Here is a 14,400-nt window from a genome sequence, read left to right on the forward strand (position 1 = left end):
TCGGTTCGGCGCGTCTGGCGTCCGGGCGACAAGGGCACTATGCTGGACATCCCAGCAACTGGAGCCAGAGACCTGATGACCGTCGATCGAATCACCTCCGCCACCCTGCGCGCGATGAAGCGCCGCCGTGAGCCTATCGTTTCCCTGACCTGTTACGACGCGGCCTTCTGTCACCTGCTGGAGCAGGCCGGTGTCGATGTGCTGCTTGTGGGCGACTCCCTGGGCATGGTGCTGCAGGGACAGCCATCGACGGTGGCGGTCAGCCTCGAGCACATGGTCTACCACACGGCCTGCGTCAGCCGGGTCGGCAAGCGGGCCCTGGTGCTGGCGGACATGCCGTTCCTGTCCTACGCCACCGCCGAGCGCGCCCTGCAGGCCGCCGAGCGGCTGATGGCTGAAGGCGGTGCCGGGATGGTCAAGCTGGAGGGCGGTGCCGCCGTGCTGCAGACGGTCGGCCTGCTGACCCGATTCGGCGTCCCGGTCTGCGGACATCTGGGGTTGCTGCCCCAGTCGGTGCACCAGATTGGCGGCTATCGCTACCAGGGCCGGGACGATGCCGGTGCCGCGCGTATCCGGGCCGATGCCCTGGCGTTGCAGGAGGCCGGCGCCTCTCTGCTGGTGCTGGAATGCGTGCCGGCGGAACTGGCGGCGGCACTGTCCGCCGAGCTCGAGATTCCGGTGATCGGCATCGGCGCCGGCAGCGGCACCGACGGACAGGTCCTGGTGCTGCACGACATGCTTGGGCTGACGCCGGGCCGCTCGCCGCGGTTCAGCCGTAACTTCATGGCCGACGCCGACAGTGTGTCGCAGGCGGTGGCCGCATATGTCGCCGAGGTGCGCTCCAGGGCCTTTCCCGGACCGGAGCAGACCCTGGCCTGACGGAGGCTCGGAACATGCAGACCTTGCATCAGATCGCCCCTTTGCGGGCGCAGGTGGCGCAGTGGCGCCGGGCGGGATTGCGCGTCGGCCTGGTGCCGACCATGGGCAACCTGCACGCCGGGCATCTGGCGCTGGTGGAGGCGGCCCTGTCGCGCGCGGACCGCGTGGTGACCACGGTGTTCGTCAATCCGATGCAGTTCGGCGCCGGCGAGGATTTTACCGCCTATCCCCGAACCCTGGATGAAGATGCCCGGTTGCTGAACGAGGCGGGTAACCACTGCCTGTTTGCGCCGTCGGAGGCGGAGGTCTACCCCCGTGGGCGCGATGGGCACACCGTTGTCGAGGTCCCTGCTCTGTCGTCGCTGCTGTGCGGTGCCAGCCGACCGGGTCATTTCGGCGGTGTGGCCACCGTGGTGGCCAAGCTGTTCAACATGGTGCAACCGGACCTGGCGGTCTTCGGCGAGAAGGACTTCCAACAGCTGCTGGTGATCCGGCGCATGACCGAGGATCTGAACCTGCCGGTGGAGATCGTCGGACACCCCATCGTGCGTGAGGCCGACGGCCTGGCGCTGAGTTCACGCAACGCTTACCTGAGTCCGCAGGAACGGGCCACGGCACCGCTGCTGCAGGCGACCCTGCAACAGGTGGCGCAGCGGCTGCGGGCGGGCGAGTCGTCGTCCGACGCCGAGTGGGACGCCGCCCGCAGCCTGTCGGCGGCGAGCTTCCGGCCGGATTATATCAGCGTACGGCGGCGGGCCGATCTGGCGCATCCGGCCCCGCAGGACCGCGCGCTGGTCGTCCTCGGCGCGGCCTGGCTGGGTAAGGCGCGACTGATCGACAACCTGACACTGGATCTGCCGGGTTAGCGCAGGCATCGCGCAGCTTGCGCTTGCAAGCACGGCACCTGGATTGCGACAATACGCGAAATATTGCAGTGCAGCAAAATCCGGCGACCGAAGCTCACGGCGCCCATTGTTGCGCATCCGGGCCGACCAACACGCGGTCGGTGAATGATTGTTCGCGTGCGGAGCCCCGGCATTGGGCGTCTCGGCCAGCGAGAGGTGATTAAATATGCAACTGACCTTGCTCAAATGCAAACTGCACCGCGCCTGCGTGACCCACGCGGAACTGGAGTACGAGGGGTCCTGCGCCATCGACGAGGACCTGATGCGGCTTGCGGGGATCCGTGAATACGAACAGCTGCACATCTACAACGTGACCAATGGCGAGCGTTTCACTACCTACGCCATCCGTGCGGAAGCGGGATCGCGCGTCATCTCTGTGAACGGGGCTGCGGCGCACAAGGCGTCGCCGCAGGACCGGGTCATCATCTGCTGCTACGTCGCCATGAGCGAGCAGGAGGCCGCGGCCTTCGAGCCGACCCTGGTCTACTGCAACGAGTTCAATCAGGTCACCGGCACCAGCAGACAGATTCCTGCACAGGCTGCCTGACGAGGCGCCTGAAAGACCGTCCGACTCGGGTCCCTCGGTTCTCTCGGGCTCCCGGGTCGCGTTCTCCTTCATCACCTGACCAGGCGAGTCTCCGGAGTGACTCGCCTGGCATCGCTTGCCCATTATGGCTCGCCTAGCTCCTCCAGCTGGTTTTCTCCCTCATCGGCGGTGCCGATGTGCGAGATTCGGTGAAACGATTGGCCTGTTGCATTGTTTCCACCTAACCTCGACTTCGAACTGCAGTATGCAACGGGATGTGCGGCATCCCGAAGCAGTTTGGCTGCACACCGCTGAGCAGAGCACCACAGGCGCACCCGTCGCGCGCGCTGCCGGACGAAGGCGCGGTTCGGGTGTATCGACCATACCCTGGAGAACGAGATGACTACGCAAGCCACGACCACCGGAAAATGCCCCGTGATGCACGGCGCCATGACCTCGGCCGGACAGTCCGCCATGGAGTGGTGGCCAGAGGCGCTGAACCTGGACATTCTGCACCAGCACGACACCAAGACAAATCCGCTGGGTGATTTCAACTACCGTGAGGCGGTCAAGCAGCTGGACGTGGAGGCGCTGAAAAAGGACCTGCACGCGCTCATGACCGACAGCCAGCCTTGGTGGCCTGCCGACTGGGGCCACTACGGCGGCCTGATGATCCGCATGGCCTGGCACGCCGCCGGCTCCTACCGCATCGCCGATGGTCGTGGCGGCGCCGGCACCGGCAACCAGCGCTTTGCACCGCTGAACAGCTGGCCGGACAACGTCAACCTGGACAAGGCGCGTCGCCTGCTCTGGCCGATCAAGAAGAAATACGGCAACAGGATCAGCTGGGCCGACCTCATCATCCTGGCCGGCAACATCGCCTATGAATCCATGGGGCTCAAGACCTTCGGCTTCGCCTTTGGCCGCGAGGACATCTGGCATCCCGAGAAGGACATCTACTGGGGTTCAGAGAAGGAGTGGCTGGCGCCCAGCGGCAGCGAGGGCAGCCGCTACTCCGGCGAGCGCGACCTGGAGAACCCCCTGGCCGCGGTCATGATGGGCCTCATCTACGTCAACCCCGAGGGGGTGGACGGCAATCCGGATCCGCTCAAAACCGCCAAGGACGTCCGCGAGACCTTCGCGCGCATGGCCATGAACGATGAGGAGACGGTCGCCCTGACCGCCGGAGGCCACACCGTCGGCAAGTGCCACGGCAACGGCGATGCCGCCCTGCTCGGCCCGGACCCCGAAGGCGCGGCAATCGAAGACCAGGGCTTTGGCTGGATGAACAAGACCAAGCGCGGCATCGGGCGCGACACCGTCTCCAGCGGCATCGAGGGCGCCTGGACCACGCATCCGACCCGGTGGGACAACGGCTATTTCTCGCTCTTGCTCAACTACGAGTGGGAGCTGAAGAAGAGCCCGGCCGGCGCCTGGCAGTGGGAGCCGATCGACATCAAGGAAGCGGACAAGCCGGTGGACGTGGAGGATCCCTCGATCCGCTACAACCCCATCATGACCGATGCGGACATGGCCATGAAGATGGACCCCGAGTATCGCAAGATCTCGGAGCGCTTCTACAAGGACCCGGACTATTTCTCCGAGGTCTTCGCGCGGGCCTGGTTCAAGCTGACCCACCGCGACATGGGCCCCAAGGCGCGCTACATCGGCCCCGACGTGCCGGCTGAGGATCTGATCTGGCAGGATCCGGTGCCGGCGGGCAATACCGGCTACGACATCGGCGCGGTCAAGCGGCGCATCGCCGACAGCGGTCTGTCGATCGGCGAACTGGTCGCCACCGCCTGGGACAGCGCCCGCACCTTCCGCGGCTCGGATATGCGGGGCGGCGCCAATGGCGCCCGCATCCGCCTGGCGCCGCAGAAGGACTGGGAGGGTAACGAGCCTGATCGTCTGGCGCGGGTGCTGGGCGTGCTCGAGCCCATCGCCACTGGGGCCGGCGCCAGTCTGGCCGATGTGATCGTGCTGGCTGGCAATGTCGGCATCGAGCAGGCCGCCCGAGCTGCCGGCATGGATATCGAGGTGCCCTTCGCGCCGGGCCGGGGTGATGCCACCGCCAAGATGACCGATGCCGAGTCCTTCGAGCCGCTGGAGCCGGTGCATGACGGCTTCCGCAACTGGCAGAAGAAGGACTATGTGGTCAAGCCGGAGGAACTCCTGCTGGATCGCGCCCAGTTGCTGGGCCTGACCGCACCGGAGATGACCGCGCTGGTCGGCGGCCTGCGGGTGCTGGGCGCCAACCACGGCGGCAGCGCGCACGGTGTCTTCACCGACCGGGTCGGCGCGCTGACGAACGACTTCTTCGTCAACCTGACCGACATGGCCTACAGCTGGGCGCCGGTGGGCGAAAACCGCTACGAGGTGCGGGTCCGCGACAGCGGCGAGGTGAAGTGGACCGCGACCCGGGTGGACCTGGTGTTCGGCTCCAACTCCATCCTGCGGGCCTACGCCGAGGTTTATGCCCAGGACGACAACCAGGAGAAGTTCGCCCATGACTTCGTCGCCGCCTGGACCAAGGTGATGAACGCCGATCGCTTCGATCTGGCGTCCTGATACGCCTGGACGAGACGCCGCCGGCTAAGCCGGTGGCGTCTCTTAGGCGGAACCCGGTAGATGACTGGTCAGCTGAATGGCGGGGTGCCGACAGCCAGGGCGGCGTCGACACACCCGCCTGCGTTACGTATAGAATGATCCTTGGCAAATCCATCCGACAGCGATTCGATTCCGACATGCAGATCACCGTCAACGGTACCCCGACCGAGGTCCCGGAAGGACTCCACATGGCCCGTCTCATCGACCAGCTGGATCTGGGCGGCAAACGCGTGGCCGTGGAGGTCAACGCAGAGCTCGTCCCGCGCAGCCTGTTCGACAGCCATCGGCTGGCGGCCGGCGATCGTGTCGAGATCATCCAGGCCGTCGGCGGCGGCTGACGGCGACACCTCCTGAAACCCATACCCCAATTCTCATGAGCAGGGACAGACCCACCAACCAATGACCGAAGAAACGCCAATGTCTGCGGCCAACGACAACTTTACCGTGGCGGGCCGCAGCTATCGATCCCGCCTGCTGGTCGGTACCGGCAAGTACAAGGACCTGGACGAGACCGCCCGGGCTATCGAGGCCAGCGGCGCGGAGATCGTCACCGTGGCCGTGCGGCGCACCAACATCGGCCAGAATGCCGGCGAGCCGAACATCCTCGACGTGCTACCGCCGGAGAAGTACACCATTCTGCCCAACACCGCGGGCTGCTACGATGTCGACAGCGCCGTGCGCACCTGCCGCCTGGCCCGCGAGCTGCTGGACGGCCACAGCCTGGTGAAACTGGAGGTGCTGGGTGACGAGAAGACCCTGTTCCCGGACGTGATGGCCACGCTGGAGGCCGCCAAGGTGCTGGTGGCGGACGGGTTTGACGTCATGGTCTATACCAATGACGACCCGATCATTGCCAAGCAACTGGAAGAGATCGGTTGCTGTGCGGTCATGCCGCTGGCGGCGCCGATCGGCTCCGGGCTGGGCATCCGCAATCCGTTGAACATCCGCACCATCGTCGAAAACGCCTCGGTGCCCATTCTGGTGGATGCCGGCGTCGGCACCGCATCGGATGCGGCCGTGGCGATGGAGCTGGGCTGCGACGGCGTGCTGATGAATACCGCCATCGCCGCCGCCCGGGATCCGGTGCTGATGGCGAGCGCCATGCGCAAGGGCATCGAGGCCGGACGCGAGGCCTACCGGGCCGGGCGCATGCAGGCCAGACGCTTCGCATCGGCCTCATCACCCATCGAAGGGCTGTTTTTCTAGACCGCGTCTGGTCGCATCAGGGCGGCGGTGAAGTCCTGGTGCAAGTAGCCGTCGATGATCCGGCAACGGGCGCCGAGTTCCTCGGCCCAGGCCTCGATCTCCGCCGGCTGGCGGTAGTTGAAGGTCTCGGACCGGTCATTGCCGTGCAGCAGGTTGAAGATATAGCCGATGCGCGCGGCCTGATAGCAGCGGCGGATGAACTGCCGGGTCTCGTCCCGGGTCAGGGTGTTCATGGCGCCGCTGCAGAGATAGAGGTCCGCCGCGGGCAGCGGGTCCGTCAGCACGTCACCGAGCAGGATCTCCGCGCCTGTCCGCTCACGCGCCACCTCGACCATGTGCTCGTGCAGATCGATGCCGACATAGCGTCGGGGCGCGCGCCCGTGCTGCTGCAGGAACTGATGGAAGTCGCCAAAGCCGCACCCCACGTCCACCAGCGTCATGGTGGTGACGGCCTCCGGCAGCAGTTCGCTGAGCACGTTGAAGCGTGCCTGCTGGGTGCTGGCAGACTGGTAATGCAGGCCCTCGGCCGTGGCACCGTGCTGTTTCAGGCAGTCGGCGTAGAAGGTATGGACATCGATTCGGGGCATGGGTCTCGGACTGGTGACTCGCAAAAACCGATAGGCATTATGCAACAGGAATGACCGTGTCTGCCGCATGCAAGGAATCCGAGATCGACGCGCCGCCGCGCCGGCCGGTACGCAGCTTCGTCCTCCGCGAGGGACGGCTCACCACCGGCCAGGCGCGTGCCTTCAGTGAGTTGTGGCCCCGCTTTGGCGTCGACCGGCGTCCGGAACAGCCGCTGGACCTGCCTGCGCTCTTCGGCAACGGCAATCCCTGTGTGCTCGAAATCGGCTTCGGTAACGGCGAGTCGCTGGCAAAGATGGCGCAGTCGCAACCCGGGCGCAACTTTCTCGGGCTGGAGGTGCATCGGCCCGGGGTCGGCCACCTGCTGCTGGAGATCGAACGTCGCGAACTTGACAATCTGCGGGTCATGCGGGCCGATGCGCTGGAATTGCTGCGCGACGGTCTCGCCCCGGGCAGTCTGGCGGCGGTGCAGCTGTTCTTTCCGGACCCCTGGCCGAAGAAGCGCCACCATAAGCGCCGCATCGTGCAGCCGGCGTTTCTCCGACTGGTGGCCCGGGCGCTGGCGTCCGGCGGCACCTTTCACGCCGCCACCGACTGGGAGCCCTATGCCGAGCACATGCTGGCCACGCTGGAAGCGGCGGACACGCTGTTCCGTAACGCCGCCGGCCGTGGCCGATTTTCACCCCGCCCGCCGGAGCGTCCGCAGACCAAGTTCGAGCGTCGCGGCGAGGGCCTCGGCCACCGCGTACATGATCTGATTTACATCCGCCGCTGATGCGTATCCCTTCGGGGTGACGGCGTCGATTCAGGTCTCGAAGACGACGTCCTCGTCGATGTTGTCGATGGCGCTGTCCAGCGCGCGCGCATCGCAAGCGAGATGCAGCGAGCCGCTTTCGTCGATGGCAAGCCCTTGCTCCACGCGCTTGCGATCCCTCAGCGACCGATCTCGCAGGCACCATCGCGGCAGCGTTTTCGGTAACGCCGCTCGGCAAAGCGCACATAACCCCATTCCAGCGGCCGGGTCAGTCCAAGCCGCTCGACGCCTTTTGCGAGGATGCGATAGGCCGGCAGCCGCCGCCAGATGGCCACGAACGCCGGGACACCCGAAACCAGCCGGCCGTCGGCCTCGCGCACATGGATGCGTCGCATCGCGGTCTCGAAGTCCAGCCCTGCCTGCTGGAGTTCGTCGCCGGCGTCCATCAGATCCACCCAGCGGATCCGCCCGGTCTTGTCCAGCCGCCGATAATGCGCGATCTCCTTGCTGCACAAGGGGCAACCGCCGTCGTAATATGCCGTCAGTTCAGCCATTCGCTTGTCACTCCATGCCGGATCACGCCAGCCATCAATCTGTTTCCGACACCGTTCCCGGATGGATCGGCTTCTGATTGATGCAACATCGGAGCGATGACGCGATGAATCACCCCGGATGCGGCATCTGTAACGGTCCGGACGGCAGCTGTGTCAGGCTGAACCGGTCACGTCCGGTTCGCCAGGCAAGCATCGGGTCGGGTCAATGATGTTGACGATTCACGGCTGTGTGTCCTGGCCACGCAGCCGTTCTCACCTGGTTTAACGATGCCCTCATTGCGACTGCAACAATTGCGACCCCGCCTGCTCGAACCCGTGAGCCTGACCTTAGCTGCGGGCGCGCTCGGATTCGTGTCCGGGCCCTCGGGCGCCGGCAAGAGCCTGTTGTTGCGCGCCATCGCGGACCTGGATCCGAACGACGGCGAGGTGTTTCTCGGCGACCAGGCGCGCTCGTCCGTTGCTGCGCCGGACTGGCGCCGGCGCGTGGGCCTGCTGCCGGCGGAATCCGGCTGGTGGGCAGAGACGGTGGCGCCGCACTTTGCCCGGCGCTCTGCCGGCGCAGAGCGCACTCATGGCCCAGTCGACGAGGATGCGCGGCATCGGCAGCGGCCGCGGCAACAGGACCAGGAACTGGATGCGCTGCTGCGCCGGTTCGGTTTCGAGGCGGATGTGCTGGACTGGACCGTGCTGCGCCTTTCCACCGGCGAACGCCAGCGGCTGGCCCTGGCGCGCCTGTTGTGGCTGCACCCCCAGGCCCTGTTGCTGGACGAGGCCACAGCCAACCTGGACCCTGCCAATCGCAGCGCCGTCGAGGCGGTGGTGGAGGACTACCGGCGACGCCGGGGTGCCGCGGTGCTCTGGGCCAGCCACGATCCGGAGCAGCGTGCCCGCCTGGGAGATGTCGCCTGGGTGATCCGGGAGCACCGGCTGGTGCCGGAGGAGGGCCCATGAGCCTGATCCCCCTCGGCCCCTTCGACCTGACCCTGGCGGCGGGGCTGGTGCTGCTGTTGGCAGGGCTGTCCTGGCGGCTACATTTGGGCGTGGAGCGGCGCATCCTCGTCGCCGCGGCCCGCAGCACGGTGCAGCTGATTCTGCTCGGGCTGGTGCTGAAGGTGCTGTTCGAGACCACTGATCCCTGGCTGATCGCCCTGCTGGCGCTGGTGATGCTGTCGGTGGCGGGCTGGGAGGTCATGGCCCGGCAGACGCGTCGCTTTCGCGGGCCTTGGGGCTACGGCATCGGCGCGTCCTCGATGTTCCTGTCATCCTTCAGCATCACGGTGCTGGCGCTGACGGTGATCATCGGCGTCGAGCCCTGGTATCAGCCCCAGTACCTGATCCCGCTGCTGGGCATGCTGCTTGGCAACACCATGAGCGGCATCGCCATCGCCCTGGACGGCCTGACCCGCCAGGCCGCCGAGGGTCGCGGCCGCATCGAGGCACGGCTGCTGCTCGGTGCCAGCTGGAGCGAGGCCATCGCCGACATCCGCCGCGATGCGCTGCGTTCCGGCCTGATCCCCATCGTCAATGCCATGGCTAGCGCCGGCATCGTCAGCCTGCCGGGCATGATGACCGGCCAGATCCTGGCCGGCAGCCCGCCCATGGAGGCGGCCAAGTACCAGTTGTTGATCATGTTCCTCATCGCCGCCGGCACCGGCCTCGGCAGCGTGGCCGCCATCTGGGCGGGCTCGCGGCGGCTGTTCGACGACCGCCATCGGCTGCGGCTGGACCGGCTGGCGTCCGGGCGTGGGGCAGCGTGACCTGATCCCAGCAATTTCAAGTTCGCGGCTTTGCCGCGGATTGATTAACCACAGAGTCGCAGAGAACGCAAAGCGCACGCAGAGAAGCCTTATGAAAACGCTGGTTGGCCTCTGCGTTCTCCGCGCCTCTGCGGTTTGAATTTGGAATTGCTGGACCTGATCCATGCCATCGTTGTGCCGGGCATGCGTATACTTTGCCAGGCCGGTGCAACCTGAACCAGGGCAGACTCATCCATGGATTTCTACAACCCGTATCGCCATGGCCTGATCCGCGCCGCGGTCGCCGTACCCCGGGTGCGGGTGGCGGATCCCGCCGCCAATGCCGAGGCGACCATCGCCCTGGCCCGGCGCGCCCATGCAGACGGCGCCCTGCTGGCGCTGTTTCCGGAGCTGGGTCTGTCCGCCTACAGCAACGACGACCTGTTTCACCAGCAGGCGCTGCTGGACGCCAGCCTCGAGGCCCTGGGCGCCGTGGTCGATGCCAGCCGCAACTTGCGCCCGCTGCTGGCGGTCGGCCTGCCGCTGCGGCTGGACGGGCGGTTGTTCAACTGCGCGGTGGCGGTGCATGCCGGACGTGTGCTGGCGGTGGCGCCCAAGACCTATCTGCCCAACTATCGCGAGTTCTACGAGAAGCGCCAGTTCGCCGGCGCCGACGCGGCCTTGTCGCGGGAGATCCGGTTGTTCGACGCAACCGTGCCCTTCGGCAACGACCTGCTGCTGGAGGCGGTGAACCTGGACGGCCTGATCGTGCACATGGAACTGTGCGAGGACCTCTGGACGCCCATTCCACCCAGCACCTATGCGGCCCTGGCCGGCGCCACCGTGCTGCTGAACCTGTCTGCCAGCAACATCACCATCGGCAAGGCCGGCTATCGCAATCATCTCTGCGCCGCCCAGTCCGGCAAGTGCATCGCTGCCTATCTGTATTCCGCCGCGGGCCCCGGCGAGTCCACCACGGATCTGGCCTGGGACGGGCATGCGGTGATCTTCGAGCACGACCGGCTGCTGGCCGAGTCGGAGCGTTTCGTGCGCACCGACCAGATGATCACCGCGGACATCGACCTGGAACTGCTCGGGGCCGAGCGGCTGCGCAACACCAGCTTCGGCGATTGCGTGCGGAGCTACCGGGAGCGGCTGCGCAGCCTGCGGCGGGTCGGCTTCGAGCCTGAATTGCCCGGCGCCGACGGGCAGGGCGGGGTGACCGGCCTGCGGCGAGTGGTCGAACGCTTTCCGTATGTGCCCTCCGGCAGCGCCGCCCGCGACGCGCAATGCTACGAGGCCTACAACATCCAGGTGCATGGCCTGGCCAAGCGGCTGGAAGCCAGCGGTATCGCACGTATTGTCATCGGTGTATCCGGCGGGCTCGATTCCACCCAGGCCCTGCTGGTGGCGGCGCGCACCATGGACCAGCTCGGCCTGCCGCGGGCCAACATCCTGGCCTACACCCTGCCCGGCTTCGCCACGAGCGCTGGCACCCGCGACAATGCGCTGACGCTGATGCGGGTCCTGGGTGTCAGCGCCAGCGAGATCGACATCCGCCCGTCCTGCAGCCAGATGCTGCAGGATCTGGGGCACCCCTATGCCGAGGGGCAGCCGGTCTACGACGTCACCTTCGAGAACGTCCAGGCCGGCGAGCGCACGTCGCACCTGTTTCGGCTGGCGAATCTGCATAACGCCCTGGTGCTCGGCACCGGCGACCTGTCCGAGATCGCGCTGGGCTGGTCCACCTACGGCGTTGGCGACCAGATGTCGCACTACAATGTCAACGCGTCGGTGCCGAAGACCCTGATCCAGTATCTGATCCGCTGGGTCATCGCCAGCGGGCAGTTCGATGCCGGCACCAATGCCGTGCTGCAGGCCATCCTGGACACGGAGATCTCGCCGGAACTGGTGCCCGCGGATGGCGCAGGGGCGGATGGCGACAGTGGCGGCCTGCAAAGCACCGAGGCCAGGATCGGCCCCTACGAGCTGCAGGACTTCAACACCTTCTACATCACCCGCTATGGCCTGAGGCCGAGCAAGGTCGCCTTTCTGGCCTGGCATGCCTGGCACGACCGGGGCCAGGGCGACTGGCCGGAAAACCTGCCGCCGGAGCGCCGCAACCAGTACGACCTGGCAAGCATCCGTCACTGGCTGGAGGTGTTTCTGTGGCGCTTCTTCAAGACCAGTCAGTTCAAGCGCAGCTGCATGCCCAACGGTCCCAAGGTGGGTTCCGGTGGTTCCCTGTCTCCGCGCGGCGACTGGCGCGCACCGAGCGATGCCGAGGCCGAGGTCTGGCTGACCGAGCTGCGGGATAACGTCCCGGTGGCATGAGGCCGGTGGTCTCGGCGGTCGCTTGTCTGCCAAGGGGATGGCGATCAATCCCGGTCGGACCGATGGCGGTAGTCCAGTCGCTTGACCAGATAGAAGCCGCCGATCAGCGTGGCCAGCAGCGCGGCCATCCCCAGCATGTAAAGCGCCGGGTCGCCCTTGCTCTCCAGATCCAGCACCACGACCTTGCGCGTCAGCGCGGTGATGGCGATCAGCAGCATCATCTCCACATGCACCGACTTGTCCATCATGTACATGTAGATGCTGGCCATCAATTCGATCGCGATGAGCACGATCAGGAACATGCCGAACACCTCGAACAGCTCGTTGAGCCCGAGCAGGAAGCCGGTCGTGGAGACCAGATCCTTGTACAGGACGAAGCAGAGCTCGACCACGGCGATCACGGCAACCACGGAGATCAGCACCAGCAGCACGAAGGCCAGACTGCGCTCGAACAGATGGAATGCCTTGTCCGTGTGCGAGTGGACCTGACCGGGCGGCTTGCCCCAGCCGAAAGGGTCCAGTTCCGGGACAGCCGCCGCGGCGCCGGCCCCCGACGGCTGTAATGCCGCGGTGCTCGCAGGCACGATGCGGGTCATCGCACCGGCATCGGCAAAGGCGGCATGCAACTGCGCCGCGACGGCGCCGTCTACGTTGCGTTTTAAAGTGACCGGTAGCCCGCTGAAGAGACGTTCCGCGGCGTCGTCGCTCAGTTTGAACAGCGTCTGTAGACGGATCCGCGCGGTCGCTTGATCGGCGCCCGGCATCAGGTCGCCGGCAAACTCGACATTGAATCGTACATCGGGCATGGATGGGCGGTTTCCTTGTTGTAACATCGGACGGATGCCTGCGCTGAATTATCCCGCAATCGTCGTGCTGCTGACCTTGATCGTCGCCGCCAATGGCATGCCTTGGCTGCTCGCGCGCGGATGTATTCGACGCCGGTTTGCAGCATTGGGCGCGTGGCCGATCGACGGCGGGCGTCTGCTGTCCGATGGCCAGCCGCTGCTGGGGCGGACCAAGACCTGGCGAGGGCTTGCGGGGGCCCTGCTCGTCACCCCGCTGGTGGCGATGCTGCTGGGTTGCGACTGGTGGCTGGGGTTGGCCGTCGCCGCTGCGGCCATGGCGGGAGACCTGCTCGCGAGCTTCGTGAAACGGCGGCTGGGTTTGGCGTCGAGCACGGACGCACCGGGCCTGGACCAGGTGCCGGAGGCCCTGTTGCCGGCGCTGGCGGCCAAGGCGGCGCTCGGGCTCGGCTGGTTCGATCTGGCTGTGATCGTGGTCGCGTTTTTGCTCGGCCACCTGTGGACCATGCGGCACATTGGCGGTGCGGGTCGCTCAGGCTGACGAATCGAGCGTGTGCAGGGTGACCTCCGGCGGGCAGTTCAGTCGCGCCGGCACCACCGACGAGCCAGCCCCCACCGACGTATAGCCCACCAGGTCGCCATGGCGCCAGGCCCCGGCCGCGAGCCGACGCGGGCAGCGGGCGTCCCAGGTCATGGCGATGCCGCCGGGCAGGCAGATCTGGCCGCCGTGGGTGTGACCGCAGAGCATCGCCCCAAAGCCGGCGTAGGCCGCATGGCGATAGATCTCCGGGGTGTGGGAAAGCAGCAGCGCGGCGGCGCCATCCGGGATCAGGGCCGTGACCCGGTCGATGTTGTGCACCTGGTAGTAGTGGGCGTCGTCTATGCCCGCCAGATACAGTGACTGGCCGTCGCGGTGGATGACCGCCACCTCGTTCAGCAGCACCTGGATGCCCATGGCCTCGAGCCCGGGCACCAGGCGGATGCTGTCATGATTGCCCAGCACGGCGTAGACCGGCCCCTTGAGCTGGGTACGGACGCTGGCCATGCCGGCCAGGGCCTCGTCGAAGGGGCCGAAGGTCCTGGCCCGGTAGTCGCCGGTCAGCACGCAGAGGTCGTAGTCGAGCCCTTGCACCCGCTCGGCGATGGCCGCCGTGATGCGTCGGTCCAGATCCGTATGCAGGTCGCTCAGGTGCAGGATGCGCAGACCGGCCAGGGCCGTGGGCAGCCCGCGCAGCTCGAGCCGGTTCTGTCGCAGGCGGATGTTGCGCGTGTTGCGCTGTGCCCGACCGTACAGACCCACCAGCCGGAGGCTGTGCCGGATGACGCCATGCACCGAGTACCAGTTCTCCGGATAGAAAAAATGCGCGCCGGGGCGACCGAAGGTAAAAACCTCGTGCTCCTGTTCCAGCCCCAGCCGGCGGCGCAGATGGGCGCGCCCGATGCGCTGTTCGAGCGCGCTCAGGTCGGGCTTGCTCCCATCCTTGCTCCCGTCAGTGGGCATGGCCCGT

General features: G+C 66.6%; 15 protein-coding genes. 11 read left to right on the forward strand and 4 right to left on the reverse strand.

Annotated features, from left to right (window positions below; genetic code table 11):
- The first annotated feature begins 75 nt into the window (after positions 1–75).
- The 6 genes from panB to F2Q65_RS09635 all read left to right on the forward strand — a co-directional run bounded on the left by panB (position 76) and on the right by F2Q65_RS09635 (position 6,126).
- Positions 76–879 carry a 3-methyl-2-oxobutanoate hydroxymethyltransferase gene (gene panB / locus F2Q65_RS09610; RefSeq protein WP_150092807.1) on the forward strand — a complete coding sequence of 268 codons (804 nt, stop codon included), beginning with the start codon at positions 76–78 and terminating at the stop codon, positions 877–879.
- Between the two features lie 14 nt (positions 880–893).
- Positions 894–1,745 (forward strand): pantoate--beta-alanine ligase, encoded by an 852-nt coding sequence (gene panC / locus F2Q65_RS09615; protein WP_150092809.1) that lies wholly within the window; start codon positions 894–896, stop codon positions 1,743–1,745.
- 205 nt (positions 1,746–1,950) lie between these two features.
- Entirely contained in the window at positions 1,951–2,331 is a 381-nt protein-coding gene (gene panD, locus F2Q65_RS09620) for an aspartate 1-decarboxylase (RefSeq protein ID WP_150092811.1), read from the forward strand.
- A 378-nt stretch (positions 2,332–2,709) separates the two neighbouring features.
- Positions 2,710–4,881: a catalase/peroxidase HPI gene (gene katG, locus F2Q65_RS09625; RefSeq protein ID WP_150092813.1), complete on the forward strand. Its 2,172-nt coding sequence runs from the start codon at positions 2,710–2,712 to the stop codon at positions 4,879–4,881.
- A 176-nt stretch (positions 4,882–5,057) separates the two neighbouring features.
- The gene (gene thiS / locus F2Q65_RS09630) at positions 5,058–5,258 is read left to right on the forward strand and encodes a sulfur carrier protein ThiS (protein ID WP_150092815.1); all 201 of its coding nucleotides are present in this window, start codon (positions 5,058–5,060) and stop codon (positions 5,256–5,258) included.
- Positions 5,259–5,337: 79 nt separating this feature from the next.
- Positions 5,338–6,126 carry a thiazole synthase gene (locus tag F2Q65_RS09635; RefSeq protein ID WP_211354012.1) on the forward strand — a complete coding sequence of 263 codons (789 nt, stop codon included), beginning with the start codon at positions 5,338–5,340 and terminating at the stop codon, positions 6,124–6,126.
- On the opposite strand, the gene F2Q65_RS09640 is transcribed toward F2Q65_RS09635, so the two are convergent.
- On the reverse strand, positions 6,123–6,713 hold the full coding sequence (locus tag F2Q65_RS09640; RefSeq protein WP_150092820.1) for a class I SAM-dependent methyltransferase: 591 nt from the start codon (positions 6,711–6,713) through the stop codon (positions 6,123–6,125). The genes F2Q65_RS09635 and F2Q65_RS09640 overlap by 4 nt on opposite strands.
- A gap of 56 nt (positions 6,714–6,769) precedes the next feature.
- Between F2Q65_RS09640 and trmB the strand changes: the two genes are divergently transcribed.
- A complete protein-coding gene (trmB, locus tag F2Q65_RS09645; protein ID WP_246156119.1) occupies positions 6,770–7,486 on the forward strand; it encodes a tRNA (guanosine(46)-N7)-methyltransferase TrmB in 717 nt (238 codons plus the stop codon).
- Positions 7,487–7,644: 158 nt separating this feature from the next.
- Here the strand turns inward: trmB and F2Q65_RS09650 are convergent, their stop codons facing one another.
- Positions 7,645–8,019: a thiol-disulfide oxidoreductase DCC family protein gene (locus F2Q65_RS09650; protein WP_150092824.1), complete on the reverse strand. Its 375-nt coding sequence runs from the start codon at positions 8,017–8,019 to the stop codon at positions 7,645–7,647.
- A gap of 267 nt (positions 8,020–8,286) precedes the next feature.
- On the opposite strand from F2Q65_RS09650, the gene F2Q65_RS09655 reads away from it, so the two are divergent.
- The 3 genes from F2Q65_RS09655 to F2Q65_RS09665 all read left to right on the forward strand — a co-directional run bounded on the left by F2Q65_RS09655 (position 8,287) and on the right by F2Q65_RS09665 (position 12,089).
- Positions 8,287–8,970, forward strand: coding sequence for an ABC transporter ATP-binding protein (locus tag F2Q65_RS09655; RefSeq protein WP_150092826.1), 684 nt, complete (start codon positions 8,287–8,289; stop codon positions 8,968–8,970).
- Positions 8,967–9,776, forward strand: a complete 810-nt coding sequence (locus F2Q65_RS09660) for an ABC transporter permease (RefSeq protein WP_150092828.1) — start codon at positions 8,967–8,969, stop codon at positions 9,774–9,776. Before F2Q65_RS09655 ends, F2Q65_RS09660 begins: the two co-directional genes overlap by 4 nt.
- Positions 9,777–10,010: 234 nt before the next feature.
- The gene (locus tag F2Q65_RS09665) at positions 10,011–12,089 is read left to right on the forward strand and encodes an NAD(+) synthase (protein ID WP_150092830.1); all 2,079 of its coding nucleotides are present in this window, start codon (positions 10,011–10,013) and stop codon (positions 12,087–12,089) included.
- Positions 12,090–12,133: 44 nt separating this feature from the next.
- Here F2Q65_RS09665 and F2Q65_RS09670 read toward each other — a convergent pair whose 3' ends face one another.
- Positions 12,134–12,895, reverse strand: coding sequence for a phosphate-starvation-inducible PsiE family protein (locus tag F2Q65_RS09670; RefSeq protein WP_170265624.1), 762 nt, complete (start codon positions 12,893–12,895; stop codon positions 12,134–12,136).
- 34 nt (positions 12,896–12,929) lie between these two features.
- Between F2Q65_RS09670 and F2Q65_RS09675 the strand changes: the two genes are divergently transcribed.
- Positions 12,930–13,433, forward strand: coding sequence for a CDP-archaeol synthase (locus tag F2Q65_RS09675; protein WP_150092834.1), 504 nt, complete (start codon positions 12,930–12,932; stop codon positions 13,431–13,433).
- Here F2Q65_RS09675 and F2Q65_RS09680 read toward each other — a convergent pair.
- Entirely contained in the window at positions 13,425–14,393 is a 969-nt protein-coding gene (locus tag F2Q65_RS09680; RefSeq protein ID WP_150092836.1) for a metallophosphoesterase, read from the reverse strand. The two genes, F2Q65_RS09675 and F2Q65_RS09680, sit on opposite strands and share 9 nt — an antisense overlap.
- Positions 14,394–14,400 lie beyond the last annotated feature (7 nt).

This window comes from Thiohalocapsa marina, assembly GCF_008632335.1.
GTDB lineage: Bacteria > Pseudomonadota > Gammaproteobacteria > Chromatiales > Chromatiaceae > Thiohalocapsa > Thiohalocapsa marina.

Bases quoted from the DNA above. Each gene is read 5' to 3' on its own strand.
- panB (WP_150092807.1), top strand. From the start codon at position 76: ATGACCGTCGATCGAATCACCTCCGCCACCCTGCGCGCGATGAAGCGC.
- panD (WP_150092811.1), top strand. From the start codon at position 1,951: ATGCAACTGACCTTGCTCAAATGCAAACTGCACCGCGCCTGCGTGACC.
- panC (WP_150092809.1), top strand. From the start codon at position 894: ATGCAGACCTTGCATCAGATCGCCCCTTTGCGGGCGCAGGTGGCGCAG.
- F2Q65_RS09675 (WP_150092834.1), top strand. From the start codon at position 12,930: ATGCCTGCGCTGAATTATCCCGCAATCGTCGTGCTGCTGACCTTGATC.
- F2Q65_RS09655 (WP_150092826.1), top strand. From the start codon at position 8,287: ATGCCCTCATTGCGACTGCAACAATTGCGACCCCGCCTGCTCGAACCC.
- thiS (WP_150092815.1), top strand. From the start codon at position 5,058: ATGCAGATCACCGTCAACGGTACCCCGACCGAGGTCCCGGAAGGACTC.
- F2Q65_RS09660 (WP_150092828.1), top strand. From the start codon at position 8,967: ATGAGCCTGATCCCCCTCGGCCCCTTCGACCTGACCCTGGCGGCGGGG.
- F2Q65_RS09665 (WP_150092830.1), top strand. From the start codon at position 10,011: ATGGATTTCTACAACCCGTATCGCCATGGCCTGATCCGCGCCGCGGTC.
- F2Q65_RS09635 (WP_211354012.1), top strand. From the start codon at position 5,338: ATGTCTGCGGCCAACGACAACTTTACCGTGGCGGGCCGCAGCTATCGA.
- F2Q65_RS09650 (WP_150092824.1), bottom strand. From the start codon at position 8,019: ATGGCTGAACTGACGGCATATTACGACGGCGGTTGCCCCTTGTGCAGC.
- F2Q65_RS09640 (WP_150092820.1), bottom strand. From the start codon at position 6,713: ATGCCCCGAATCGATGTCCATACCTTCTACGCCGACTGCCTGAAACAG.
- katG (WP_150092813.1), top strand. From the start codon at position 2,710: ATGACTACGCAAGCCACGACCACCGGAAAATGCCCCGTGATGCACGGC.
- F2Q65_RS09680 (WP_150092836.1), bottom strand. From the start codon at position 14,393: ATGCCCACTGACGGGAGCAAGGATGGGAGCAAGCCCGACCTGAGCGCG.
- F2Q65_RS09670 (WP_170265624.1), bottom strand. From the start codon at position 12,895: ATGCCCGATGTACGATTCAATGTCGAGTTTGCCGGCGACCTGATGCCG.